The sequence below is a fragment of the Pseudomonas sp. RC4D1 genome, from assembly GCF_018390395.1.
GTDB classification, from domain to species: Bacteria; Pseudomonadota; Gammaproteobacteria; order Pseudomonadales; family Pseudomonadaceae; genus Aquipseudomonas; species Aquipseudomonas danubii.
Genome location: NZ_JAHBAW010000001.1, coordinates 2,378,333 through 2,398,019 on the forward strand (window position 1 = coordinate 2,378,333; position 19,687 = coordinate 2,398,019).

General features: G+C 60.5%; 20 protein-coding genes. 11 read left to right on the top strand and 9 right to left on the bottom strand.

Features of this window, described 5'->3' with window-relative positions; genetic code table 11:
- Window positions 1–54: 54 nt before the first annotated feature.
- Complete coding sequence (locus KHO49_RS10900) at window positions 55–1,518, top strand: glyceraldehyde-3-phosphate dehydrogenase (protein ID WP_102863767.1); 1,464 nt, start codon at window positions 55–57, stop codon at window positions 1,516–1,518.
- Between the two features lie 110 nt (window positions 1,519–1,628).
- On the opposite strand, the gene KHO49_RS10905 is transcribed toward KHO49_RS10900, so the two are convergent.
- Entirely contained in the window at window positions 1,629–2,921 is a 1,293-nt protein-coding gene (locus tag KHO49_RS10905; protein WP_213665008.1) for an MFS transporter, read from the bottom strand.
- A 322-nt stretch (window positions 2,922–3,243) separates the two neighbouring features.
- On the opposite strand from KHO49_RS10905, the gene KHO49_RS10910 reads away from it, so the two are divergent.
- Together KHO49_RS10910 and sthA are read left to right on the top strand one after the other, a co-directional pair.
- A complete protein-coding gene (locus KHO49_RS10910; RefSeq protein WP_213665266.1) occupies window positions 3,244–4,221 on the top strand; it encodes an FAD:protein FMN transferase in 978 nt (325 codons plus the stop codon).
- Window positions 4,222–4,422: 201 nt separating this feature from the next.
- The gene (gene sthA / locus KHO49_RS10915) at window positions 4,423–5,817 is read left to right on the top strand and encodes a Si-specific NAD(P)(+) transhydrogenase (protein ID WP_016967736.1); all 1,395 of its coding nucleotides are present in this window, start codon (window positions 4,423–4,425) and stop codon (window positions 5,815–5,817) included.
- Window positions 5,818–5,859: 42 nt separating this feature from the next.
- Here sthA and KHO49_RS10920 read toward each other — a convergent pair whose 3' ends face one another.
- Complete coding sequence (locus KHO49_RS10920; RefSeq protein WP_016967735.1) at window positions 5,860–6,582, bottom strand: glycerophosphodiester phosphodiesterase; 723 nt, start codon at window positions 6,580–6,582, stop codon at window positions 5,860–5,862.
- Window positions 6,583–6,632: 50 nt separating this feature from the next.
- Complete coding sequence (locus KHO49_RS10925; RefSeq protein ID WP_102879029.1) at window positions 6,633–7,220, bottom strand: PilZ domain-containing protein; 588 nt, start codon at window positions 7,218–7,220, stop codon at window positions 6,633–6,635.
- Between the two features lie 94 nt (window positions 7,221–7,314).
- On the opposite strand from KHO49_RS10925, the gene KHO49_RS10930 reads away from it, so the two are divergent.
- The 3 genes from KHO49_RS10930 to KHO49_RS10940 all read left to right on the top strand — a co-directional run bounded on the left by KHO49_RS10930 (window position 7,315) and on the right by KHO49_RS10940 (window position 10,572).
- Entirely contained in the window at window positions 7,315–8,565 is a 1,251-nt protein-coding gene (locus KHO49_RS10930; protein ID WP_213665009.1) for a lipoprotein-releasing ABC transporter permease subunit, read from the top strand.
- Between the two features lie 7 nt (window positions 8,566–8,572).
- Window positions 8,573–9,256 (top strand): lipoprotein-releasing ABC transporter ATP-binding protein LolD, encoded by a 684-nt coding sequence (gene lolD, locus KHO49_RS10935; protein ID WP_162884123.1) that lies wholly within the window; start codon window positions 8,573–8,575, stop codon window positions 9,254–9,256.
- A 71-nt stretch (window positions 9,257–9,327) separates the two neighbouring features.
- On the top strand, window positions 9,328–10,572 hold the full coding sequence (locus KHO49_RS10940) for a lipoprotein-releasing ABC transporter permease subunit (protein ID WP_102863761.1): 1,245 nt from the start codon (window positions 9,328–9,330) through the stop codon (window positions 10,570–10,572).
- A gap of 70 nt (window positions 10,573–10,642) precedes the next feature.
- Here the strand turns inward: KHO49_RS10940 and KHO49_RS10945 are convergent, their stop codons facing one another.
- Entirely contained in the window at window positions 10,643–12,004 is a 1,362-nt protein-coding gene (locus tag KHO49_RS10945) for a heavy metal sensor histidine kinase (RefSeq protein WP_213665010.1), read from the bottom strand.
- The gene (locus KHO49_RS10950; RefSeq protein WP_102879031.1) at window positions 12,004–12,684 is read right to left on the bottom strand and encodes a heavy metal response regulator transcription factor; all 681 of its coding nucleotides are present in this window, start codon (window positions 12,682–12,684) and stop codon (window positions 12,004–12,006) included. The genes KHO49_RS10945 and KHO49_RS10950 overlap by 1 nt, the downstream gene beginning before the upstream one ends.
- Window positions 12,685–12,841: 157 nt before the next feature.
- On the opposite strand from KHO49_RS10950, the gene copI reads away from it, so the two are divergent.
- Complete coding sequence (gene copI / locus KHO49_RS10955) at window positions 12,842–13,393, top strand: copper-resistant cuproprotein CopI (protein ID WP_170002219.1); 552 nt, start codon at window positions 12,842–12,844, stop codon at window positions 13,391–13,393.
- A 68-nt stretch (window positions 13,394–13,461) separates the two neighbouring features.
- Window positions 13,462–14,292, top strand: coding sequence for an NADPH-dependent 7-cyano-7-deazaguanine reductase QueF (gene queF, locus KHO49_RS10960; RefSeq protein WP_123392475.1), 831 nt, complete (start codon window positions 13,462–13,464; stop codon window positions 14,290–14,292).
- 60 nt (window positions 14,293–14,352) lie between these two features.
- Here the strand turns inward: queF and KHO49_RS10965 are convergent, their stop codons facing one another.
- Window positions 14,353–14,616, bottom strand: a complete 264-nt coding sequence (locus KHO49_RS10965; RefSeq protein ID WP_102863756.1) for a DUF4404 family protein — start codon at window positions 14,614–14,616, stop codon at window positions 14,353–14,355.
- A gap of 122 nt (window positions 14,617–14,738) precedes the next feature.
- Window positions 14,739–15,359 (bottom strand): HAD superfamily inactivated hydrolase PcrP, encoded by a 621-nt coding sequence (gene pcrP / locus KHO49_RS10970; protein WP_102879032.1) that lies wholly within the window; start codon window positions 15,357–15,359, stop codon window positions 14,739–14,741.
- Window positions 15,360–15,563: 204 nt separating this feature from the next.
- Here pcrP and KHO49_RS10975 point away from each other — a divergent pair, with 204 nt between their 5' ends.
- Window positions 15,564–16,250, top strand: a complete 687-nt coding sequence (locus KHO49_RS10975) for an MlaA family lipoprotein (RefSeq protein WP_102879033.1) — start codon at window positions 15,564–15,566, stop codon at window positions 16,248–16,250.
- A 66-nt stretch (window positions 16,251–16,316) separates the two neighbouring features.
- On the opposite strand, the gene KHO49_RS10980 is transcribed toward KHO49_RS10975, so the two are convergent.
- Entirely contained in the window at window positions 16,317–16,616 is a 300-nt protein-coding gene (locus KHO49_RS10980; RefSeq protein WP_102863753.1) for a PilZ domain-containing protein, read from the bottom strand.
- Window positions 16,617–16,891: 275 nt separating this feature from the next.
- Between KHO49_RS10980 and rssB the strand changes: the two genes are divergently transcribed.
- Both rssB and rssC read left to right on the top strand, forming a co-directional pair.
- On the top strand, window positions 16,892–18,073 hold the full coding sequence (rssB, locus tag KHO49_RS10985; protein ID WP_213665267.1) for a two-component system response regulator RssB: 1,182 nt from the start codon (window positions 16,892–16,894) through the stop codon (window positions 18,071–18,073).
- Window positions 18,073–18,555: an anti-sigma factor antagonist RssC gene (gene rssC / locus KHO49_RS10990; RefSeq protein ID WP_102863752.1), complete on the top strand. Its 483-nt coding sequence runs from the start codon at window positions 18,073–18,075 to the stop codon at window positions 18,553–18,555. The genes rssB and rssC overlap by 1 nt, the downstream gene beginning before the upstream one ends.
- A gap of 72 nt (window positions 18,556–18,627) precedes the next feature.
- Here the strand turns inward: rssC and tal are convergent, their stop codons facing one another.
- Window positions 18,628–19,554, bottom strand: coding sequence for a transaldolase (gene tal / locus KHO49_RS10995; protein WP_102863751.1), 927 nt, complete (start codon window positions 19,552–19,554; stop codon window positions 18,628–18,630).
- Window positions 19,555–19,687 lie beyond the last annotated feature (133 nt).

Below are 19,687 nucleotides of genomic sequence, written 5' to 3' on the forward strand. Positions count from 1 at the left end.
ATTGCTACGAGAGGGACTCGGCGTCATAATGTAGCCCCTTTTTTCTGCCCCTACATGTGGAAGGTTCCCGTGACTCAGAAGCCCGACCAGTGTCTTGGTGAATGGATCGACCGTGAAGCACTCGCAGAAGCGATGATTCCGCTTATCGGTCAGCTCTACCGCAATAACAATGTGGTGAGCTCGATCTATGGCCGCAGCCTGATCAACCAGTCTGTCATCGCGATTCTCAAAGCTCATCGCTTTGCTCGCCATCGCTCCTCCGACGACAGCGAACTCTCCGTCCACGAAACATTCCCTCTGCTCAAAGCAATGAGCGAGCTCAAGCTCGGCGCAGCTTCGGTAGACCTGGGCAAGTTGGCGTTCAAATTCCGTAACGAAGGCAATGGCCGCAGCGCCGAGCAGTTCGTTCGCGAAGAAATGGCTGACGTGGTTGGCCAGCAAAACGCTTCGGCCCGCAAAGGCACTGACGTTGTCCTGTACGGCTTCGGTCGTATCGGCCGTCTGTTGGCGCGCATCCTGATCGAGAAAACCGGTGGTGGCGACGGCCTGCGTCTGCGCGCCATCGTGGTGCGCAAAGGCGCCGAAAACGACCTGACCAAGCGCGCCAGCCTGCTGCGTCGCGATTCGGTGCACGGTTCGTTCAACGGCACCATCACCATCGACGAAGAAAACAACACCATCACCGCCAACGGCAACCTGATCCAGGTCATCTACGCGAAGAACCCGACCGAGGTGGACTACACCCAGTACGGGATCAAGAACGCGCTGCTGGTGGACAACACCGGTGTATGGCGTGATGCCGACGGCCTGGGCCAGCACCTGACCTGCCCGGGTATCGACCGCGTGGTCCTGACCGCGCCTGGCAAAGGCAAGCTGAAGAACATCGTTCACGGTATCAACCACAACGAAATCACTGCTGACGACAAGATCGTGTCCGCCGCTTCCTGCACCACCAACGCCATCGTGCCGGTGCTCAAGGCGGTGAATGACAAGTTCGGCATCATCAACGGTCACGTTGAAACCGTTCACTCGTACACCAACGACCAGAACTTGATCGACAACTTCCACAAGGGCGATCGCCGTGGCCGTAGCGCCGCACTGAACATGGTGATCACCGAGACGGGTGCTGCTACCGCTGCTGCCAAGGCCTTGCCTGAGCTGGCCGGCAAGCTGACCGGTAACGCGATCCGCGTTCCAACGCCAAACGTGTCGATGGCCATTCTCAACCTGAACCTTGAGAAAGCCGCCACCCGTGAAGAGATGAACGAGTACCTGCGCTACATGGCGCTGCACTCCGATCTGCATAAGCAAATCGACTTCGTCAATTCGCAGGAAGTGGTGTCCACCGACTTCGTGGGTTCGCGTCACGCCGGTGTTGTCGACGCTGAAGCCACCATCGTTCAGGACAATCGCGTTGTTCTGTACGTCTGGTACGACAACGAGTTCGGTTACAGCTGCCAGGTTGTGCGCGTGATGGAAGACATGGCCGGGGTCAACCCGCCAGCATTCCCACGCTAAGCGACTGCTGAAATGAAAACGCCCCGACTTGTCGGGGCGTTTTTGTTTGTGGCTTTCGCCTACGAGGCCAGCGTCATTTGTAGGTGCCAACTTGTCCGCGCTGCTGGCTGTCAGGCGCTGCCAGCCGCCTGCGCTGTACGCAGCTCGTGGCGGTTGCCACGGAACAGCACCAGTGTCGCAATCAGCCCCAGCACCGCCGCGCCGCTGAGCCAGATGCCCGGTGCGGCCTGGTTGCCCAGAACGTGGATCAGGTAGGTGCAGGCCGCCGGGGTAAAGCCGCCGAAGGTTGCGGTTGCCAGGCTGTAGGCCAGCGAGAAGCCGGTGGTGCGCACTTCCACCGGCATGATTTCAGTCAGGGCCACCACCATCGCGCCGTTGTACGAGCCATAGAGGAAGGACAGCCACAGCTCGACGATCAGCAGGTGGCTGAAGCTGGGGTTGGCTACCAGCCATGACAGCGCCGGGTAAGCGGTGAAGATGGCCAGGATGGTGGCGCCCAGCAGCAGCGGTTTACGACCGATGCGGTCCGACAGCGAGCCCATGACCGGCAGCCAGAAGAAGTTCGACAGGCCGATGCACACAGTCACCAGCAGGGCGTCGAAGTCCGACAAGTGCAGCTCGGCCTTGCCAAAGGTCGGGGTGTAGGCGGTGATCAGGTAGAAGGACACGGTGGTCATCACCACCAAGGCCATGCCGGCAATGACGACTCCGAAGTTCTGACTGATGGAGCGGATGACTTCCTGCAGGGTGGGGCGATGTTTGCGGGCCTGGAACTCGGGTGTTTCCTCGAGAGAGCGGCGGATCATGAAGATTGCCGGAACAATCATGCAGCCCACCAGGAACGGCACGCGCCAGCCCCACTCACCCATTTGTTCGGGGCTCAGCCAGTGGTTCAGACCCACCCCCAGCAAGCCGGCAAACACCACGGCCGCCTGTTGGCTTGCCGATTGCCAGCTGACGAAGAAGCCCTTGCGGCCCGGTGTCGAGATCTCGGCCAGGTACACCGACACGCCACCCAGTTCCACGCCAGCGGAGAAGCCCTGCAGCAAGCGACCCAGCAGCACCAGCAGCGGAGCGGCGACGCCGAGAGTGGCGTAGCCCGGCACGCAGGCAATCAGCACAGTGCCCGCGGCCATCAGCACCAGGGTAATGATCAGGCCCTGGCGGCGGCCGTGACGGTCGATGTAGGCGCCGAGGAAGATCGCTCCCAGTGGACGCATCAGGAAGCCGGCGCCGAAAGTGGCCAGGGACAGCATCAATGAAGCGAAGGCGCTGTCGGCCGGAAAGAAGGTCTTGGCGATTGCCGTGGCGTAGAAGCCATAGACCATGAAGTCGAACATCTCGAGAAAGTTGCCGCTGACAACGCGAAAGATCGCCTTGCCTTTGCCCGTGGTCGTGGACATTTTTTCACTCACTTTGGCTGTTTTGTTATCAATCCCTGGTCAGTACTCGTCCTCACTGCAAAGGTGGGGCGCGAGGCGGCACGCTGAACAGTTTTGTAACAATATGTGTGCTGGTGGCGTCAGGCAACAAAAACTCTTGGGTGCTGCGCGATGGCTCTGGGTCAAGCTTCTGGTGCCGGCCAGGCTGGCAGGCCTGGCGCGCATGCCGCATCCGTCTGTCGCATAATGGCCATTCGCGTTGTCAGCTCGCCCTCTGGGGCAATTGATCTGGAGGGGAATCTTGTCGGGAAGGCGATGGTGGTGGAACGCATTGTGGGGCGCGATGGCGCTGTTGGCGGGCTGTGGTGGCGATCGCCTGCACAGCGTCTCCGGGCCGACCATGGGCAGCACTTACTCCGTTCAGTACGTGCAGCGCACCGGCGTGCCGGATGAGTCGCGGGTCAAGGCCGAGGTCGAGCAAATCCTGGCCGAGGTTGATCGGCAGATGTCCACCTACCGCAGTGACTCTGATATCGAGCGTTTCAACGCCTTGCCCGGCAACAGCTGCCAACCGATGCCTGAGTCGGTGCTGCACTTGGTGCGAGTTGGCGAGCAGCTGTCCCGGGACAGTGGCGGCGCCTTTGATCTGACGGTGGAGCCGCTGCTCGACCTCTGGGGCTTTGGGCCTCAGGGGCGAGAGGAAAAAATTCCCAGCGCGTCAGCCCTGGCCGAGGCTCGGCAGCGGGTCGGACATGGGCACCTGCATATCGAAGGCCAAGAGCTGTGCAAGGATGCGCCGGTGGAAGTGGACTTCAACAGCCTTGCCGCCGGTTACGCAGTGGATCGCATTGCCGCGCGGCTTGCGCAGTTGGGGATCGACAGTTTTCTCGCTGAAGTCACTGGCGAGCTCAAGGCCGTGGGCCGCAAACCGGACGGCGCGCCCTGGCGTATCGCCCTGGAGGAACCGCGGGACGACCAGCAGGTGGCCCAGCGGGTGATCGCACTGGACGGCTATGGTGTATCCACGTCTGGCGACTACCGTAATTACTTCGAGCAGGACGGCCAGCGCTATTCCCATACCTTCGATGCCAGGCTTGGCAAGCCCATCACTCACAGGCTGGCGTCGGTGACCGTGATTCATCCTTCGGCACTCATGGCCGATGGCCTCTCTACGCTGTTACTGATTCTTGGTCCCGAAGCAGGCTGGGACTACGCGCAAAAACACCGTATCGGCGCATTTTTTGTGATGCGTGCCGATAAAGGCTTCGTCACACGTAGCAACCCGGCGTTCGATGCGCTGTTGGCCGGACCAAAACAATAACCAGGCACGCTGTTGTGAATGCTGTAGTGCAGGCAAAAGTAGCCTACGACGCGACCAAGGGTTAATGTGCGCGGCGTTGACGCTTCTATAGACTGTGCCCGGGTTCGTAACCGAGCCAAATTGATCCTTCATGTCGCTGGCCGCGACATGATTTAGCCGGAGATGCCAGAAGGGCATCTCGGCCTGTTCTGAGGAGTACGCATGGCTGTCTACAACTACGACGTAGTGGTGCTGGGCTCGGGCCCCGCTGGAGAAGGTGCGGCAATGAACGCCGCGAAAGCAGGACGCAAAGTGGCGATGGTCGATAGCCGTCGCCAGGTCGGCGGCAACTGCACCCACCTGGGTACCATTCCGTCCAAGGCCCTGCGTCACTCGGTCCGGCAGATCATGCAGTTCAACACCAATCCGATGTTCCGGGCCATTGGCGAGCCGCGCTGGTTTTCCTTTCCGGACGTGCTCAAGAGCGCCGAGAAGGTGATTTCCAAGCAGGTGGCCTCGCGCACCGGCTACTACGCCCGCAACCGGGTCGATGTGTTCTTCGGCACTGGCAGTTTTGCCGACGAGCAGACCGTCGAAGTGGTTTGCGCCAATGGCGTGGTGGAAAAACTGGTAGCCAAGCACATCATCATCGCCACCGGTTCGCGTCCTTATCGCCCGGCGGACATCGATTTCAGTCACCCGCGTATCTACGATAGCGACACCATCCTCAGCCTCGGCCACACCCCACGCAAACTCATCGTTTACGGCGCCGGGGTCATCGGCTGCGAATACGCCTCGATCTTCAGTGGTCTTGGGGTGTTGGTGGAACTGGTGGACAACCGCGGCCAGTTGCTCAGCTTCCTGGACTCGGAGATTTCCCAGGCCCTGAGCTACCACTTCAGCAACAACAACATCACTGTGCGCCACAACGAGGAATACGACCGCGTTGAAGGTGTGGACAACGGGGTGATCCTGCACCTGAAATCCGGCAAGAAGATCAAGGCCGACGCCTTGCTCTGGTGCAACGGCCGTACCGGCAACACCGACAAGCTGGGCATGGAGAATATCGGGGTCAAGGTCAATAGTCGTGGCCAGATCGAAGTCGACGAGAACTACCGCACCTGCGTGCCGAACATCTACGGTGCCGGTGACGTGATCGGCTGGCCGAGTCTGGCCAGTGCTGCCCACGACCAGGGTCGTTCCGCCGCCGGCAGCATCGTCGACAACGGTAGCTGGCGCTTCGTCAACGACGTACCGACCGGGATCTACACCATTCCGGAGATCAGCTCGATCGGCAAGAACGAGCAGGAGCTGACCCAGGCCAAGGTGCCTTACGAAGTGGGCAAGGCGTTCTTCAAGGGCATGGCTCGTGCGCAGATTGCCGGCGAGCCGCAAGGCATGCTGAAGATCCTGTTCCATCGGGAAACCCTGGAGGTCCTCGGCGTGCATTGCTTCGGTTACCAGGCTTCGGAAATCGTCCACATTGGTCAGGCGATCATGAGCCAGCCGGGTGAGCACAACACCCTGAAGTACTTCGTCAACACCACCTTCAACTACCCGACCATGGCCGAAGCCTATCGGGTAGCGGCGTACGACGGCCTCAACCGGCTTTTTTGAGCGGCTCCGGCCGGTGGCCTGAGCCGGCCGGGGAGACCGATTTCAGTAATTCTCGAGGGTGGCGCTGGCCAAACCGGGAAAGTCTGTAATCAGGCTATCTACGCCGAAGTCGGCGAGCCTGCGCATCAGCGCGGGCTCGTTGACCGTCCACACTGACACATGCAAGCCCTGACGCTGCGCTCTTTGCAGTCGCTCCGGGGTGCACAGGGTCCAGTTCAGCGCAAGAATCTCGCAGCCATAGCTCTGGGCGACCTTCAATGGGTCGAGCCAGGCGTATTCGGCTACCAGTCCGCGAGACAGGTCCGGGGTCAGTTCGACTGCGGCTTTCAGCACTTCCCGCGAGCTTGAGGTCACGGTGACCTTGTCCAGCAGGCCGAAGCGTTGGGCCATTTCCCGAATTGCCAGCACCGTGGTGGCGGCGCGGGTGCGCGAGGCACTCTTGACCTCCAACTGCCAGTGTTCGAAATCGCATTTTTCGAACAGCTCTTCCAGGCGCGGAATAGGGCAGGGGCTGACCCAGCCCGGGCCGCCTTTGCGTGCGTCGTAGGTCACCAGTTCGGCGGCGGAATGCTCCACCACCTTGCCGCGCCGGTCAGTGGTGCGCTTGAGGGTCGGGTCGTGAATCACCATCAGCTCGCCGTCCATGGACAGGTGCAGGTCGAGCTCGCAGCGGCGCACGCCGTGCTTGAGACATTCCTGAAAGCTGGTCAGGGTGTTTTCCGGTGCTTCGCCTTTAGCGCCGCGATGGCCATAGATCAGGGTCACAATTGCTCCTTCACGGATGTTGTTCCTTAAGAGGGGGTCAGGCTTGCGGCTCAACCAGCGGCGGGGTCTGTCTGGTCCCGGGCCATGCGGCGTTGCTGAGCCTGTTTTTGCAGGATGTAGCGCGCCAGCAGTTGGCGCTGGGCATCGGTCAATGCTTCGAATTCGGTGCCGATCTCGAAGGTGCCGAAGCTCTGTGGCTCACAGTGGATGACCCGGGCTCGCAGTAGCAGGCCCAGGGCTTGCGGCATCAACAGCAGTTTCACCGCCAGGTGGCTGCCGCTGGGATAGCTCAGGTGGTGGTTGAACTCGATGCCGCCTTCGGAAAGGGTGACCCGCTGCGGCTCGCCGAACTTGCCGAACACGGTCTGCGCCACCACCTGGCTGAGCAGGTCGATGCGCTTGTTCATGGCCTTGAGGTAGCTGGCCAGGGTGCGATCGCGCTCGTTGACCTGACGCAGCAGGTGCTGGGATTCGAATTCGCTCAGGTGCAGTTCGCTGAGTAGATTGAACAGCGGAGACTCATCCTGCAACACTTCCTTGCTCGCCGCGTCGTGGGCGGACAAGGGGCTAATTTCCAGTGCGATCGTGTCCTCGATACGGTAGTATTCGCGGCGATCTTCTTCATCTAATGTCGACATGGCGAACCCATGGTAGAGGCAGTGGTCTGAGTGTAAAGCTGCTTACCAGGCCCCGCCACAAGGACGTCTTCTTTTCCTCTGCACAAGCCCCGACATGTTCAGACCTCTGTTTGCTTTTATCGGCACGCGTTACACCCGTGCAAAGCGTCGCAATCATTTTGTGTCATTCATTTCCCTGACCTCGATGATCGGACTCGCCCTCGGCGTGATCGTGATGATCGTGGTGCTGTCGGTGATGAACGGCTTCGATCATGAGATGCGCACCCGCGTGCTGGGCATGGTGCCCCACGCCACCATCGAGTCCGGTGAACCCATCAGCGACTGGCAAAGCCTGGCCGACAAGGTCAAGCAGAACCCGAAAGTGCTGGCGGTGGCGCCATTCACCCAAATGCAGGGCCTGCTGACCAACAACGGCCAGGTGCAGAAGGTGCTGCTCAATGCCATAGATCCTGGCAAAGAGCGGCAGGTGTCGATCATCGACCACTTCATGCAGCGGGGGCAGCTGGATGCTCTGGCGCCCGGTAGCTTCGGTATCGTCATCGGCGATAAGGCGGCCGCCAAGCTGGGTGTTGGCCTGGGGGACAAGCTGACCTTCGTTGCCCCGGAAGTCACGGTGACCCCGGCCGGCATGTTCCCGCGGATGAAGCGCTTTACCGTGGTGGGCATCTTTCATGTCGGCGCCGGCGAGATCGACGGCTACCTGGGCCTGACCAACCTGGAAGACCTGGGCCGCTTACACCGCTGGAAGTCGGATCAGGTCCAGGGCCTGCGGCTGAAGTTCGACGATCTGTTCCAGGCCCCGCGCACCGCTTGGGAAATCGCCCAGCAGTTGGGCGAGAACCATTTCTACGCCCGTGACTGGACCCGTACTCATGGCAACCTGTACCAGGCCATCCGCATGGAAAAAGCCATGATCGGCCTGCTCTTGCTGCTGATCGTCGCGGTGGCTGCGTTCAACATCATCTCGACCCTGGTGATGGTGGTGAACGACAAAAAGGGCGACATCGCTATTCTGCGCACCCTGGGCGCTACGCCGGGCACCATCATGGCGATCTTCATGGTCCAGGGCACGGTGATCGGTGTGGTCGGCACCCTGATCGGTGCGGTGCTGGGGATGCTCGCAGCCTTGAATGTCAGTGCTGCGATCTCCGCCCTCGAAGGCCTGATCGGCCATAAATTCCTGAATGCCGACGTGTACTTCATCGACTACCTGCCGTCGCAACTGATGGCCGAGGACGTGTTGATGGTCTGCGGCGCGGCATTGGTCCTGAGTTTCCTCGCCACCCTGTATCCAGCCTGGCGTGCGGCGCGCACCCAGCCTGCGGAGGCGCTACGTTATGAGTGAGTTGGGCATGAGTGAAAAAGCAATCCTGAGCTGCCGTGACCTGGGCAAGTCCTACGAGGAAGGTCCGGAATCGGTGGTGGTCCTGTCCGGCCTGCAACTGGAACTGCATCCGGGGGAGCGAGTGGCCATCGTCGGTACGTCGGGCTCCGGCAAGAGTACTTTGCTCAACTTGCTGGGCGGCCTGGATACGCCCTCCAAGGGCAGCGTCTGGCTGGCCGGCGAAGAACTCTCGGCGCTGGGTGAGAAGGCTCGCGGTCAATTGCGTAATCGCGCCCTGGGCTTCGTCTACCAGTTCCACCACCTGCTGCCAGAGTTCACCGCGCTGGAGAACGTCTGCATGCCGCTGCTGATCGGCCGTACACCGATTCCTGAAGCCCGTCAGCGTGCTACTGCGCTGCTGGAGCGGGTCGGCCTGGGTCATCGCCTGGAGCACAAACCGGCCGAACTGTCCGGTGGTGAGCGCCAGCGGGTAGCCATCGCCCGGGCCCTGGTGAACCAGCCGGGGCTGGTGATGCTCGATGAGCCCACTGGCAACCTCGACTCGCACACGGCCCAGGGCATTCAGGACCTGATGCTGGAACTCAGCACTTCGATGCGTACCGCCTTCCTGGTGGTGACGCACGATATGAACCTGGCCCGGCAGATGGATCGCGTACTGCACCTGCAAGAAGGTCACCTGGTCGCCATCTGATGCGGCCGCACGCGGTGTCGGCGGCTGGCCCGTCGACACCGGGTCATTAATTTTTCCAGGGTGCCTTGCCCATGTTCAGACCCTTATCGATCTTTATCGGCACGCGCTACACCCGCGCCAAGCGGCGCAATCGTTTTGTCTCGTTCATTTCCATGACCTCGATGATCGGCCTCGCCCTGGGCGTTTTGGCGATGATCGTGGTGCTGTCGGTGATGAACGGCTTCCAGCGGGAAATGAGCTCGCGCATCCTCGGTATGGTGCCCCACGCCACCATCGTCGGGGTCAAGCCCATTGATGACTGGCAACCAGTGGCCGCAGCGGCCCTGAAGAACCCGGAAGTCACTGCGGCGGTGCCCTTCACCGAGATGGAAGGCATGCTCTCCTACAAGGGGGCGATGCAACCGATCCAGATCAGCGGTATCGACCCGGCCCAGGAGGGCAAGGTGTCCATCGTCGCCCAGCATATTGTCCAGGGCAGCCTGCAGGACCTGAAACCCGGCGAGTTCGGTGTGGTGATCGGCGAGATCACGGCCCGGCGTTTCCGCTTGAATGTCGGCGACAAGCTGACCCTGATCGTGCCTGAAGTGAGTACGGCCCCAGGGGGTATCACCCCGCGTATGCAGCGCCTGAACGTGGTGGGGGTGTTCAAGGTGGGCGCCGAGCTGGATGGCTCCATGGGCCTGATCCATATGGCCGACGCCGCAGAGATGCAGCGCTGGCAGCCCAATCAGGTGCAGAGCGTGCGCCTGGCGGTCAAGGATCTGTATGCCGCGCCACAGGTGGCGGTGGATATCGCCAAGGGGCTGGGTGCGGACTTCCGCGCCGATGACTGGACCCACACCCAGGGCAGCCTGTTCAGCGCAATGAAGATGGAAAAGACCATGATCGGCCTGTTGCTGCTGATGATCGTCGCGGTGGCGGCGTTCAACATCATCGCCACCCTGATCATGGTGGTGAACGACAAGGGCGCGGACATCGCAATCCTGCGCACCATCGGCGCCACGCCGCGGCAGATCATGGCGATCTTCATGGTCCAGGGCACGGTGATCGGGATTGTCGGCACCCTGATCGGTGGGGTGCTAGGGGTCATTGCGGCGTTGAACGTGAGCGAGCTGGTGGGCTGGCTGGAGCGGATCAGCGGCCAGCAGATTTTCAGTTCGGATGTGTACTTTGTCAGCAACCTGCCTTCCGAACTGCAGGGCGGGGATGTGGCGCTGATTTGTAGCGCTGGGTTCATCCTCAGCTTCCTGGCCACTGTGTATCCGGCCTGGCGCGCGTCCAAGGTCGAGCCGGCTCACGCTTTGCGGTATTCCTGAGATCCGCTCTCGCCGGCAAGCCGGCTCCTGCCTGATTGGTGAAGGAGCCGGCTTGCCGGTGAACAGGCTCTCAACGCTTGCTCGGCAACTCGATCACGAAGCGTGTCCAGCCCGCTTCCGATTCGCAACGTATCTGTCCGCCATGGGCGCGAATGATCGATTGCGTGATCGCCAGTCCCAATCCTGCATGTTCACTGCTGCCCTCGCGTCGCGCCGGATCTACCCGGTAGAAACGGTCGAACAACCGCGGCAGTACCTCCCTGGCGATACCCTCTCCGCTGTTTTCGATGCTCAGGTTCAAGCCCTGTAGGCTGTCGCTGATCCGTACCTGGACCGATCCTCCAGGAGGTGTGAAGCGCAGGGCATTGTCCAGCAGGTTGGACAGCGCACGACGCAGCATGCTGCGATCGCCGATAAAGCCGGCATGGCCTTCACGGCTCAGGCTGACGTTCGCGTCTTCCGCCAGGGGGCCATAGAACTCCAACAGCATGTCGGTTTCCTCGGCCAGCTCCAGTGCTTCGCATTTCGGGGTCAGCAGCCCATGGTCGGCCTTGGCCAGGTACAGCATGTCGTTGACCAGTTGCGCCATCCATTGCAGTTCCTCGAGGTTGCTGTGCAGGGCTTCGCGGTAGTCCTCGATCGCTCTCGGGCGGGTCAGGGTGACTTGGGTGTGGGTCAGCAGATTCGACAGGGGCGTGCGCAACTCGTGGGCAATATCAGCGGAAAAGGCCGAAAGGCGTTGGAAGGATTCCTCAAGGCGGCCGAGCATGGCGTTGAAGCTGCTGGCCAGGTCGGCCAGTTCGACGGGCATCTGTTCCTGGGGCAGGCGCTGGGTCAGGGAACTGGCGGAGACTCCTGCGGCCACTGCGCTCATGCGTCGCAAGGGGCGCAGGCCGCTGCGGGCGGCCCAGGCACCAAGCAGGGCAGTGGCCAGGGCCGAGAGCCCTACTGTGAGCCAGATCAGGTGCTGCATGCGCTGCAGAAAGTGCTGGTGATGGGTGATATTCAGCAGCAGGGCCAGCTGTGGCGAGTCGGTTTGACCTGGCTTGAGTGGCGCGGAGTAGATCCGGTAGGCAGCACTGTTCAGATTCAGATTGTGCAGGCCGGCTTCGCTGGGCAAGGAGGCGGGCAGGGCGGGGGCACTGTTGAACCAGAGTTGGCCGTCACTGCCGATAATCCGCAGGGCCAGGTCCGGTTGATGGCTCAGCTCGTCCTGCAGCCGTGCCTGATACCGGGCAAAATCTCGGGCCTCGGTCACATCCTGCAAGACGCTGCGCAGGGCGATCAGCTTGCCGTCCAGCAGTTGCTGGTCCAGTTCGATGAAGTGGGCTTCGCTGGCGCGACTGAACAGCACCCCTGCAAATAGCGAGACCACGGCGGTGCAGGCGGCGAACAGCAGCGCCAGGCGTGCGCTGAGTGACAGGCGGCGCATCAGGCCGGACGCTCTTCGAGCACATACCCCATGCCGCGTACGGTATGGATCAGCTTGTTCGGGTATTCGTCATCGATTTTCAGGCGCAGGCGGCGGATTGCTACTTCGATGACGTTGGTGTCGCTGTCGAAGTTCATGTCCCAGACCTGGGAGGCGATCAGCGATTTGGGCAGGACTTCTCCCTGGCGTCGCAGGAGCATTTCCAGCAAGGCGAACTCCTTGGCGGTCAGATCAATGCGCTGGCCGCTGCGTTCTACCCGGCGGCGGATCAGGTCCAGGCGCAGGTCAGCCAGTTGCAGGCTGGTTTCCTGGGTCATCACGCTACCCCGGCGCAGCAGGCTGCGAACCCGGGCCAGCAGTTCGGAGAAGGCAAAGGGCTTGACCAGATAGTCGTCGGCTCCCAGTTCCAGGCCGTGGACTCGGTCCTCTACGGCGTCTCTGGCGGTGAGGAACAACACAGGGATGTCCAGGCCGGCGCTGCGTACGGCCTGGAGGATCTGCCAACCGTCGCGTCCCGGGAGCATCACGTCGAGAATCAACAGGGCGTAGTCACCGGTCAGCGCCAGGTGCTGGCCGGTATTGCCATCCGCTACCAGCTCGGCATTGAAGCCGGCTTCGCTCAAGCCTTGGCGCAGGTACTGGCCGGTTTTCGGCTGGTCTTCGACGATCAACAGTTTCATGGTGGTACTCGTGGCTTGTGTAACCCGGGCTTTATACCTTGCCGGGGGGCAGGGCAGATCAAGCTGACAAAGTTGTAATCTAGCCGTCAGCTGGCTGGCAGCGCTGGGCCGTTAGAGTTTGCCACATGCTCAATCCTGATCTTGTTGGAGCCTGACGATGAATCTGCAAAACCTGTTGTTGCGATGCCGCTCGGCCCTGGGAGGCTGTCTGATGCTGTTGAGCGTACCGCTCTGGGCTTCACCGGCGGCCTCTTATGACTTCGGCCAGCCGGCCGCGGCCGCCAAGGCCACTCGGGTGGTCGAGGTGGTGATGGGCGATATGTCTTTCAATCCCAAGGTCCTGGAGATCAAGGCCGGCGAGACTGTGCGTTTTGTGTTGATCAACAAGGGGCAACTGCTCCACGAATTCAACCTGGGTAACGCGGCGATGCATGCCGAGCACCAGCAGGAAATGCTCAAGATGCAGCAAAGCGGGATGCTTACGCCCACCGCAATGAAAACCATGGATCACGCAGCCATGGGCCACGGCTCAATGGCGGGCATGGATCACGGCATGCAGCATGACGATCCCAACAGTGTGCTGGTGGAGCCTGGCAAGCAGGCCGACCTGACCTGGACCTTCAGCAAAAGCGGCAGCCTGGAATTCGCCTGCAATGTTCCCGGGCACTACCAGGCCGGCATGGTCGGCAAGCTGACAGTCAGCCCGTAAGCGTTCGGGGCTCAAAGGCGGGAGCAAAGGCTGGTAGAATCCGCTGATTCTTCAGTCAGGTTTCCGCCATGCATCCCGCAGCCGAACATTCGCCGCTGGGCAAGTCCAGTGAATACGTTTCCACTTACACGCCATCCCTGCTGTTCCCGATTCCCCGGGCAGCAAAATGGGCCGAGCTGGGCTTGAGTGCCGATACCCTGCCGTATAAGGGAGTGGATTTCTGGAACTGCTTCGAATTGTCCTGGCTGCTGCCTTCAGGCAAGCCGGTGGTGGCCATTGGTGAATTCAGCATTCCTGCAGATTCGCCGAACATCATCGAGTCCAAGTCTTTCAAGCTGTACCTCAATTCGTTGAACCAGACCCCCTTCGCTGATCGAGCGACGCTTGAGGCGACTTTGCGTCAGGATCTCTCGGCCGCCGCAGGCAAGCCCGTAGGGGTGCGTATTCGCAGCCTTGGTGAGGTCGAGGCGCAAGGTGTGGTGGCACTGCCAGGCATCTGCATCGACGAGCTGGATATCAGTGTCGACAGCTATGAGCATCCGCGACCTGAGCTGCTGCGTTGCGATGATTCGCAAGTGGTGGAGGAAAGTGTGCACAGCCACTTGCTCAAATCCAATTGCCCTGTGACCAGCCAGCCGGACTGGGGCAGTGTCGTGGTGGAGTACCGTGGCGCGGCGCTGGATCACGCCAGCCTGCTGGCCTATCTGGTGAGTTTCCGTCAGCACTCGGACTTCCATGAGCAATGCGTGGAGCGGATTTTCCTTGATCTGCAGCGGTTGCTCAAACCCGAGAAACTCACCGTCTACGCTCGCTATGTGCGTCGCGGCGGGCTGGATATCAATCCGTACCGCAGTACCGAAACGGTTGAGTTCGCCAATCAGCGATTGGTTCGCCAGTAAGCAGAAGCCCCGCAAATGATGCGGGGCTTTGTTTTTATGGGACGGTGTTATCGGGCGCTATCAGATACCGATGTTGCCCAGGGTCTGGACGATATTGCGCAGGGTTCCGGCGATGGCCGGATGTTCCAGTTCGAAGCGTTCCACTGCCAGGTTGACGCCGTCGGCGAGGCTGGCGTCGTGGGTGCTGGTCTCCAGCTTGAGTTGCAGTTCGATCTGCTGCATCAGTTCCTGCAGATTGGCGCGCTCGGCTTCCGAAAGCGGTGGGTTCTGCTCCAATTGCTCGCGCAGGGTATCGAGTTGTTCTTGCAGTTCGCGGGCAGGCATGGCGTTCTCCCTTTATTGATAGGCACAGGGATGGACCGCGCGTTTGAGGCAAAGGTCCATGCCCACGGCTTAGAGTAATCCACTCCCGGGCACTGTGCATGATCCTGATCAACAGGCTTATGTCAGGGTTTTTCACCTTTGAGCCGGCGCAGTTCGATGTCCGCCAGGCAGGTGTTCAGGTCCCCCAGGTGATCGATGACCGAGTGCACCCCCAGACCGAAGAGTTGCAGGGTGGCCTTGCCGCGCTTGAGTTCGCGCTCCTGCTGGCTCAGGGCCTGCCATTCACTTGGCGTCAGGCCGCACAGGGACCCGCAGGAGGCCAGACCTATGGTCCAGAGACCGGCGTTGAGCCCAGACTGCAGAAGTTGCGGTTCGCCGCTGACCAGTACACAACCCTCGAGGCGGGACACCTTGAGGGTCATCAGCGCCTGCCAGCAGGCGTCAGGAGCGGGCCAGGGAGCGGGGGCGGCGGGGGTGGGTTTGATCCAGTCGGGCAGGGCGGCGGCCAGGTGGCTGCTGCTGGCGCAGGGTAGTTGCTCGAGCCAGGCGCAGGGAATGCCCAGTTGTTGCAGATGACGCAAGGTGTCCAAAGCTCCTGGAGTGGTCCGGACCTGTTCCGGGCCAGGGCGCGTGGTGGTTTGCAGGCGCGTGCGCGCACCGAAATCCACCAGGCAGCCACTGAGGCCGAAGAGCACCGCGGTCAATGGCGCTGCAGTCTGGGCTAAGGCATCGGCGTGGGGCATATCAACATCCTTGAAATTCTTCTCGAGGCTAGCCGGGGAAGATGACATGCAGGTGACAGTGAGGTGAATGCGAACAGGATTGAGTGACTGATGCCTCCAGGCTGCTTGCAGTGATGCTGCCTAAACAGGCCTATCCGCTTTATACTCCTCGACCTAACCTCAGGGCATAGCCCCACGAGAGAACAATCCAAGGAGTTTCCTGCTATGCGCTGGAGCCGTTATCTAGTTCCGCTATGTATGAGTGCCGGTGTGACGCTGGCTCCCCTGGTCGCCCAGGCGGCCGAAGAGGACCCGTGGGAAAGCATCAACCGTCCCATCTTCACGTTCAACGATACCCTTGATACCTATGCCCTGAAGCCGCTGGCCCAAGGCTACCAGGCCGTGACGCCGCAGTTTCTGGAAGACGGTATCCACAACATGTTCCGCAACCTTGGTGACGTCGGCAACCTGGCCAACGACATCCTCCAGGCCAAGCCTCGTGCTGCCGGTGTGGATACTGCGCGCCTGCTGATGAACACCACGTTGGGGCTGGCGGGCTTCTTTGACGTCGGTACCCAGATGGGCCTGCAGCGCAATGACGAAGACTTTGGCCAGACCCTCGGCTATTGGGGCGTGGGCAGCGGTCCTTACGTGATGCTGCCGTTACTGGGCCCTAGCACCCTGCGTGACGCGCCGGCCAAGTATGTGGACAGCTACACCTTGCCTTATCGCTACATGAACGACATCCCTGCGCGCAACATCACCATGGGCGTGAACGTGGTTGATACTCGTGCCAGCCTGCTGGCTGCGGACAAGCTGATTCGCGGTGATCGCTACACCTTTGTGCGCAATGCCTATCTGCAGAATCGTGAATTCAAGGTCAAGGATGGTCAGGTCGAAGACGACTTCTGATCGGGCGACTGTCTTGCAGAAACTGAAAAGGCGGCCATCAGGCCGCCTTTTTCATGGGAGTAAGTTTTACTTCATCTTAAGGATTGTAAGCCCAAGTTTCTGGCCGCCACCCTCCTGTGAGTTGACCCAGACCACTTCGGTCTCCGCTTCCAGGCCTCTGAGGGCTGCATGCTCCGAGTCGATACGCACACTCAGTAGGTCGCCGACCTGAAATGAACGGGGCGCCTGGACCTGCATGCCGCTGCTGGAAAGGTCAATGCAGACCGCTTCTATCACCTGTCCCTGGTGGATCAGCGTGACCTCGGCATCCACCCGCATACGGATGTAATCGCGCTTTTCACTGTAGTCACGCTGGTTTTGATTCATGGGTTCCATCCTGCGATTGAGTTGCGGTTTTAGCGGTTTTTATAACTCCCGGTGATTTGCGGTGTAAAGACGTCAGGCGACCATCGGCATGAGCTTGAAACGCCCCGCGGATGGGAGTACCGTCTGCGCCTTAGAAGGGCACCTCTGATGAGCGGGCGTGCAGGGCTGAAGGTCCTGGCTCCACTTCAGAGTGGCTAGAAAGCGAATCCAGTAGCGTGCGCCAGGCCTTGGGCCAAGCCACCTACGCCAACCTAATTCTGGCGCCGTTTGCCCACATGCAAAAAACCAGTGCCACGCTGCTGATAATCGATGACGACGAAGTAGTACGCGCGAGTCTCGCGGCCTATTTGGAAGACAGTGGCTTCAGCGTACTGCAGGCTGCTAACGGCCAGCAGGGTCTTCAGGTATTCCAGCGCGACAACCCCGATCTGGTGATCTGCGATCTGCGCATGCCGCAGATGGGCGGTCTCGAACTTATCCGTCAAGTGACCGAGTTGTCGCCGCAAACCCCGGTGATGGTGGTTTCGGGGGCGGGCGTGATGAACGACGCGGTTGAAGCGCTGCGCCTGGGTGCGGCGGACTACCTGATCAAGCCTCTGGAAGATCTGGCCGTGCTCGAGCACTCGGTGCGTCGAGCCCTGGATCGGGCGCGCTTGTTGCTGGAAAACCAGCGTTATCGAGAAAAGCTCGAAGCCGCCAACCGCGAACTCGAGGCCAGCCTCAATCTGCTTCGGGAAGATCAGAACGCCGGTCGCCAGGTGCAGATGAACATGCTGCCCACCAGTCCCTGGTCGATCGATGAGTTTAATTTCGCGCACCAGATCATCCCTTCGCTCTACCTGTCGGGGGATTTCGTCGACTACTTCCGCGTCGACGAGCGTCGGGTTGCCTTCTACCTGGCTGACGTTTCCGGCCATGGTGCGTCATCAGCCTTCGTCACCGTGCTGTTGAAGTTCATGACCACGCGCCTGCTGTTCGAGTCCAAGCGCAACGGTACCTTGCCGGAATTCAAGCCTTCGGAAGTACTGGGCCATATCAACCGTGGCCTGATCAGTTGTAAGCTGGGCAAACACGTCACGATGGTCGGTGGAGTTATCGACGAGGAGACTGGTTTGTTGACCTATAGCATTGGCGGGCACTTGCCGTTGCCGGTGTTGTACACACCAGACAGTGTGCGTTATCTGGAAGGGCGTGGTTTGCCGGTGGGGCTGTTCAACGAGGCTACCTATGAAGACCACATTCTGGAACTGCCCCCGGTGTTCAGCTTGACGCTGATGTCCGATGGCATTCTGGACCTTTTGCCCGAACCTACACTCAAAGAAAAAGAAGCGGCCTTGCCTGAACGGGTGAGAGCTGCGGGCGGCAGCCTGGATGGCCTGCGGCAAGTTTTTGGATTGGCCACGCTAGGGGAGATGCCGGATGATATCGCCCTGTTAGTGTTGAGCAGGAACCTTTAATGAGTACCGGTAGAATCCAGTTCGCCGAGCAGGACGGCACTTTTGTCCTGAAGTTCATCGGTGAAGTGCGCCTGACCCTGTGTTCGGCGTTGGATGCGACTATTGAGCGGATTTTCACTGCGCTGAATTTCTCGGCGATCGTGATCGACCTCACTGAAACCCGCAGCATCGACAGTACTACTCTGGGCCTGCTGGCCAAGTTGTCGATCCTATCGCGGCAGAAGGTAGGTCTATTGCCCACCGTCGTCACCACCCACGAAGACATTACCCGGCTGTTGCAGTCCATGGGCTTCGATCAGGTGTTCAACATCGTCGATCGTCCGATTCCTTGCCCGGAATGCCTGGCCGACTTGCCTTCCCAGGACCAGTCGGAAGAAGTGGTGCGGATTAAGGTCCTGGAGGCTCACAAGATCCTGATGGGGCTCAACGACTCCAACCGCGAAGCCTTCCACGATCTGGTGAACGCTCTGGAGCGTCACTGATTCGCTGAAACGCACGGCATAAAAAAGGGCGAACCTGTGAGGGTTCGCCCTTTTTGCGTTGGTACTGAGTAATCAGAGCTTGGCAGCCAGCAGGGCTTCGAGCTTTTCCTGGTCACGGGCAAACTGGCGAATGCCCTCGGCCAGTTTCTCGGTGGCCATGGCATCTTCATTGGAGGCCCAGCGGAACTGCGATTCGTTCAGGCTCTGACGGGCTTCGCCGGTCTTGCCCGGGCTCAGCTTGCGCTCTAGCTGGCCAGTGTCGGCTGCCAGCTTCTCGATCAGGTCTGGGCTGATGGTAAGGCGGTCACAGCCGGCCAGTTGCTCGATCTGGTTCAGGTTGCGGAAGCTGGCACCCATGACCACGGTCTTGTAGTCGTTGGCCTTGTAGTAGTTGTAGATGCGTGTGACCGACTGTACGCCCGGATCATCGGCGCCGGTGTAGTCGCTACCGTTGGCTTTTTTGTACCAATCGTAGATCCGACCCACAAATGGCGAGATCAGGAAGACTCCAGCTTCGGCGCAGGCCACGGCCTGAGCGAAGGAAAACAGCAGGGTCAGGTTGGTCTGGATGCCTTCACGCTCCAGCTTCTCGGCGGCACGAATGCCTTCCCAGGTGGAAGCGATTTTGATCAGCACTCGATCGCGTCCTACGCCAGCCTTTTCATAGAGTTCGACCAGGCGATGGGCGCGTTTGAGCATCGCGTCAGTGTCGAACGACAGCCGGGCGTCTACTTCAGTGGAAATACGACCGGGAATGACCTTGAGAATCTCTTGGCCGACAGCTACGCCAAAGCGATCGCTGGCCAGACCGACATCACCCTTGCAGTCGCTGACGCAAGCGTTCAACAGGTCGGCATAGCCAGGAATGGCTGCTGCCTTGAGCAGCAGCGAAGGGTTGGTGGTGGCATCCACCGGCTTGACCCGGGCGATAGCGTCGAAGTCGCCGGTATCGGCTACCACGGTAGTGATTTTCTTCAGTTGTTCCAGCTTGGAAGTCATGAGCGTGCTCTGTCCTATGGGTCTGATGACATTACCCGAGCGCTGTCAGGCGCTCAAGGGCGCGGAAGGCTTACAACGGCCCCAAGGGCGGCGGCCTGAAAACAGGTGTTTGAATGCTGGGGCGTGATTCAGG

Excerpts from the sequence above, each read along its gene's own strand:
- KHO49_RS10950 (WP_102879031.1), bottom strand. The coding sequence starts at position 12,684 with ATGAAACTGTTGATCGTCGAAGACCAGCCGAAAACCGGCCAGTACCTG.
- KHO49_RS10910 (WP_213665266.1), top strand. The coding sequence starts at position 3,244 with ATGGCGCTGTTGGCGGGCTGTGGTGGCGATCGCCTGCACAGCGTCTCC.
- copI (WP_170002219.1), top strand. The coding sequence starts at position 12,842 with ATGAATCTGCAAAACCTGTTGTTGCGATGCCGCTCGGCCCTGGGAGGC.
- KHO49_RS10925 (WP_102879029.1), bottom strand. The coding sequence starts at position 7,220 with ATGTCGACATTAGATGAAGAAGATCGCCGCGAATACTACCGTATCGAG.
- KHO49_RS10975 (WP_102879033.1), top strand. The coding sequence starts at position 15,564 with ATGCGCTGGAGCCGTTATCTAGTTCCGCTATGTATGAGTGCCGGTGTG.
- pcrP (WP_102879032.1), bottom strand. The coding sequence starts at position 15,359 with ATGCCCCACGCCGATGCCTTAGCCCAGACTGCAGCGCCATTGACCGCG.
- lolD (WP_162884123.1), top strand. The coding sequence starts at position 8,573 with ATGAGTGAAAAAGCAATCCTGAGCTGCCGTGACCTGGGCAAGTCCTAC.
- KHO49_RS10945 (WP_213665010.1), bottom strand. The coding sequence starts at position 12,004 with ATGCGCCGCCTGTCACTCAGCGCACGCCTGGCGCTGCTGTTCGCCGCC.
- tal (WP_102863751.1), bottom strand. The coding sequence starts at position 19,554 with ATGACTTCCAAGCTGGAACAACTGAAGAAAATCACTACCGTGGTAGCC.
- KHO49_RS10930 (WP_213665009.1), top strand. The coding sequence starts at position 7,315 with ATGTTCAGACCTCTGTTTGCTTTTATCGGCACGCGTTACACCCGTGCA.
- rssC (WP_102863752.1), top strand. The coding sequence starts at position 18,073 with ATGAGTACCGGTAGAATCCAGTTCGCCGAGCAGGACGGCACTTTTGTC.
- KHO49_RS10905 (WP_213665008.1), bottom strand. The coding sequence starts at position 2,921 with ATGTCCACGACCACGGGCAAAGGCAAGGCGATCTTTCGCGTTGTCAGC.
- sthA (WP_016967736.1), top strand. The coding sequence starts at position 4,423 with ATGGCTGTCTACAACTACGACGTAGTGGTGCTGGGCTCGGGCCCCGCT.
- rssB (WP_213665267.1), top strand. The coding sequence starts at position 16,892 with ATGCAAAAAACCAGTGCCACGCTGCTGATAATCGATGACGACGAAGTA.
- KHO49_RS10980 (WP_102863753.1), bottom strand. The coding sequence starts at position 16,616 with ATGAATCAAAACCAGCGTGACTACAGTGAAAAGCGCGATTACATCCGT.
- KHO49_RS10965 (WP_102863756.1), bottom strand. The coding sequence starts at position 14,616 with ATGCCTGCCCGCGAACTGCAAGAACAACTCGATACCCTGCGCGAGCAA.
- KHO49_RS10940 (WP_102863761.1), top strand. The coding sequence starts at position 9,328 with ATGTTCAGACCCTTATCGATCTTTATCGGCACGCGCTACACCCGCGCC.
- queF (WP_123392475.1), top strand. The coding sequence starts at position 13,462 with ATGCATCCCGCAGCCGAACATTCGCCGCTGGGCAAGTCCAGTGAATAC.
- KHO49_RS10900 (WP_102863767.1), top strand. The coding sequence starts at position 55 with ATGTGGAAGGTTCCCGTGACTCAGAAGCCCGACCAGTGTCTTGGTGAA.